Raw genomic sequence first — 4,463 nt, forward strand, 5'->3', positions numbered from 1 at the left:
TTTGTGGTCTACTTCACCCATTTTCGGGTTGCAGGGGCGTTTAGGGGTCTGTATAGTTGTATGAGTCGCCGCGGCGAGGAGGAAAAAACGAAGAGTTTTCTTCGGTGTTTCTCCTAGTCAGAAGCGGTTTGACTGTCTTTCAATTGTATAGTGTTTTGGTTTCTTGCTTAGAAGAATCTCAGGTCATCTGATGGTGATGTTGGAGGAGTTTAGGAAAGAAACTTTGTGGTGTGAATCACGGAAAACGGATTTGCATGGCAAACGAAACGCTGGTATAGTTGATTGAGTTGCCGCGGGAACGCGGTAACAATGAAAATAACATGAATGACCGTTCAACGGTAAGACTTCTCGAAAGAGTAAGTTGAGGTGTTGAATCGGTGTGTTGCTTGAGAACTCAATAGTGTGCTTTGTTCAATAAAATCACCATTATGGTGATGGAAACTGAAACTAATACCAAATATTTATTGATATTTGATAATCATCAAATGGTTTCAAATTTAGTCAGCTTGAGTCACGCACCCCCGTGTGTGATTCGCTGTTTGAGATCAGATTATCAAGCTTTTCTATTTTTTCAACGGAGAGTTTGATTCTGGCTCAGGACGAACGCTGGCGGCGTGCTTAACACATGCAAGTCGAACGATGAAGCCTAGCTTGCTAGGTGGATTAGTGGCGAACGGGTGAGTAATACGTGAGTAACCTACCTTTAACTCTGGGATAAGCCCGGGAAACTGGGTCTAATACCGGATACGACCAATCTCCGCATGGGGTGTTGGTGGAAAGCGTTATGTAGTGGTTATAGATGGGCTCACGGCCTATCAGCTTGTTGGTGAGGTAACGGCTCACCAAGGCGACGACGGGTAGCCGGCCTGAGAGGGTGACCGGCCACACTGGGACTGAGACACGGCCCAGACTCCTACGGGAGGCAGCAGTGGGGAATATTGCACAATGGGCGCAAGCCTGATGCAGCGACGCCGCGTGAGGGATGACGGCCTTCGGGTTGTAAACCTCTGTTAGCAGGGAAGAAGAGAGATTGACGGTACCTGCAGAGAAAGCGCCGGCTAACTACGTGCCAGCAGCCGCGGTAATACGTAGGGCGCGAGCGTTGTCCGGAATTATTGGGCGTAAAGAGCTTGTAGGCGGTTTGTCGCGTCTGCTGTGAAAGGCCGGGGCTTAACCCCGTGTATTGCAGTGGGTACGGGCAGACTAGAGTGCAGTAGGGGAGACTGGAATTCCTGGTGTAGCGGTGGAATGCGCAGATATCAGGAGGAACACCGATGGCGAAGGCAGGTCTCTGGGCTGTAACTGACGCTGAGAAGCGAAAGCATGGGGAGCGAACAGGATTAGATACCCTGGTAGTCCATGCCGTAAACGTTGGGCACTAGGTGTGGGGGACATTCCACGTTTTCCGCGCCGTAGCTAACGCATTAAGTGCCCCGCCTGGGGAGTACGGCCGCAAGGCTAAAACTCAAAGAAATTGACGGGGGCCCGCACAAGCGGCGGAGCATGCGGATTAATTCGATGCAACGCGAAGAACCTTACCAAGGCTTGACATATACTGGACCGCATCAGAGATGGTGTTTCCCTTCGGGGCTGGTATACAGGTGGTGCATGGTTGTCGTCAGCTCGTGTCGTGAGATGTTGGGTTAAGTCCCGCAACGAGCGCAACCCTCGTTCTATGTTGCCAGCACGTTATGGTGGGGACTCATAGGAGACTGCCGGGGTCAACTCGGAGGAAGGTGGGGATGACGTCAAATCATCATGCCCCTTATGTCTTGGGCTTCACGCATGCTACAATGGCCGGTACAGAGGGTTGCGATACTGTGAGGTGGAGCTAATCCCTAAAAGCCGGTCTCAGTTCGGATTGGGGTCTGCAACTCGACCCCATGAAGTCGGAGTCGCTAGTAATCGCAGATCAGCAACGCTGCGGTGAATACGTTCCCGGGCCTTGTACACACCGCCCGTCAAGTCACGAAAGTTGGTAACACCCAAAGCCGGTGGCCTAACCTTTTGGAGGGAGCCGTCTAAGGTGGGATTGGCGATTGGGACTAAGTCGTAACAAGGTAGCCGTACCGGAAGGTGCGGCTGGATCACCTCCTTTCTAAGGAGCACATTTAGTTGGCCATGCTACCCGCGAGTGTCGGGTGGGTGGTTTTGCTCATGGGTGGAATGTTGGTTTTGGGTTGGATGAGGCGCATTGTTGGGTTTTGGGGTAACACGTGTGTGTTGTTCCTTTGTTTGCCTGGCATGGTGATGATGCAAGTGTTTTTGTTTGTGTTGTTGTTGTGTTGTGGGTTGTTGTTTGAGAACTATATAGTGGACGCGAGCATCTTCTGGAATTTGCGTTGAATCAATGCTTTGGTGTTGGTTTGATTGTTGATTTTAGATTCTTATTTTTCTTGATTGTGTGTAAGTTATTAAGGGCACACGGTGGATGCCTTGGCATTAAGAGCCGATGAAGGACGTGTGAATCTGCGATAAGCCTCGGGGAGCCGATAACTGGGCTGTGATCCGAGGATTTCCGAATGGGGAAACCTGGCTCATCTTCATGGTGAGTTACCGCCAGCTGAATGTATAGGCTGGTTGGGGGGAACGCGGGGAAGTGAAACATCTCAGTACCCGCAGGAAGAGAAAATAAAGTAATGATTCTGTGAGTAGTGGCGAGCGAAAGCGGAAGAGACTAAACCTGTGGTGTGTGATAGCGGTTAGGCGTTGCATCATGGGGGTTGTGGGAGTCACAGTGGCAGTTCTAACTGGCTGCCGGCATGATGTTCAGGATGGTAGGTGAACGACTTGGAATGGTCGGCCGTAGAGGGTGAGAGTCCCGTAATCGAAATTGTTCTGTCCGTGGTGTGGCCACCCGAGTAGCACGGGGCTCGTGGAATCTCGTGTGAATCTGCCAGGACCACCTGGTAAGTCTAAATACTTCTTAGTGACCGATAGTGAATCAGTACCGTGAGGGAATGGTGAAAAGTACCCCGGGAGGGGAGTGAAATAGTACCTGAAACCGTGTGCTTACAAGCCGTTGGAGCCTTTTGGGGTGACAGCGTGCCTTTTGAAGAATGAGCCTGCGAGTTAGTGTTATGTCGCGAGGTTAACCCGTGTGGGGTATCCGTAGCGAAAGCGAGTCTGAATAGGGCGTTTGAGTGGCATGACCTAGACCCGAAGCGGAGTGATCTATCCATGGCCAGGTTGAAGCGACGGTAAGACGTCGTGGAGGACCGAACCCACTTCAGTTGAAAATGGAGGGGATGAGCTGTGGATAGGGGTGAAAGGCCAATCAAACTCTGTGATAGCTGGTTCTCCCCGAAATGCATTTAGGTGCAGCGTTACGTGTTTCTTGCCGGAGGTAGAGCTACTGGATGGCCGATGGGCCTTCACGGGTTACTGACGTCAGCTAAACTCCGAATGCCGGTAAGTGAGAGCGTAGCAGTGAGACAGTGGGGGATAAGCTTCATTGTCGAGAGGGAAACAGCCCAGACCACCAACTAAGGCCCCTAAGCGTGTGCTAAGTGGGAAAGGATGTGGAGTTGCTTAGACAACCAGGAGGTTGGCTTAGAAGCAGCCATCCTTGAAAGAGTGCGTAACAGCTCACTGGTCAAGTGATTCTGCGCCGATAATGTAGCGGGGCTCAAGTACACCGCCGAAGTTGTGGCAATGATCTTTTTTGGATTGTTGGGTAGGGGAGCGTCGTGTAGCCGGTGAAGCTGCGGTGTAAACCAGTGGTGGAGGCTATGCGAGTGAGAATGCAGGCATGAGTAGCGAAAGATGAGTGAGAAACTCATCCGCCGGATGATCAAGGGTTCCAGGGTCAAGTTAATCTGCCCTGGGTTAGTCGGGGCCTAAGGCGAGGCCGACAGGCGTAGTCGATGGATAACGGGTTGATATTCCCGTACCGGTGAAAAACCGCCCATACTGATATTGTGATGCTAACCATGCGAAGCATGATGTGCAGGCTTTTGTTTGTGTGTTGTGTGGGTTGTGGGACCCGATCTTTGGAGGTAAACGTGTTAACAGGTGTGACGCAGGAAGGTAGCCAAGCCACGCGATGGTTGTCGTGGTCTAAGCGTGTAGGGTTGTCGGTTGTTAAATGCGCCGGCTGTGTGCCTGAGACGTGATGGGACCCTGTTTTTGGGGGATTTGGTGATCCTATGCTGCCGAGAAAAGCATCGGCGTGAGGTTTTAGCCGCCCGTACCCTAAACCGACACAGGTGATCAGGTAGAGAATACTAAGGCGATCGAGAGAATCATGGTTAAGGAACTCGGCAAAATGCCCCCGTAACTTCGGGAGAAGGGGGACCTTGAGCGTGATGGGCACTTGCTGCCTGGAGCGTGTATGGGTCGCAGAGACCAGGGGGAAGCGACTGTTTATCAAAAACACAGGTCCGTGCGAAGTCGTAAGACGATGTATACGGACTGACTCCTGCCCGGTGCTGGAAGGTTAAGAGGATTGGTTAGCCTTTTTT

At 51.6% G+C, this 4,463-nt stretch carries 2 rRNA genes; both read left to right on the forward strand.

What is annotated here, in order from left to right:
• Positions 1-571 precede the first annotated feature (571 nt).
• Positions 572-2,098, forward strand: a 16S ribosomal RNA gene (locus tag HMPREF2749_RS00365).
• 306 nt (positions 2,099-2,404) lie between these two features.
• A 23S ribosomal RNA gene (locus HMPREF2749_RS00375) occupies positions 2,405-4,463 on the forward strand; the annotation flags it as partial.

The sequence above is a fragment of the Rothia sp. HMSC075F09 genome, from assembly GCF_001810515.1.
Lineage (GTDB): Bacteria > Actinomycetota > Actinomycetes > Actinomycetales > Micrococcaceae > Rothia.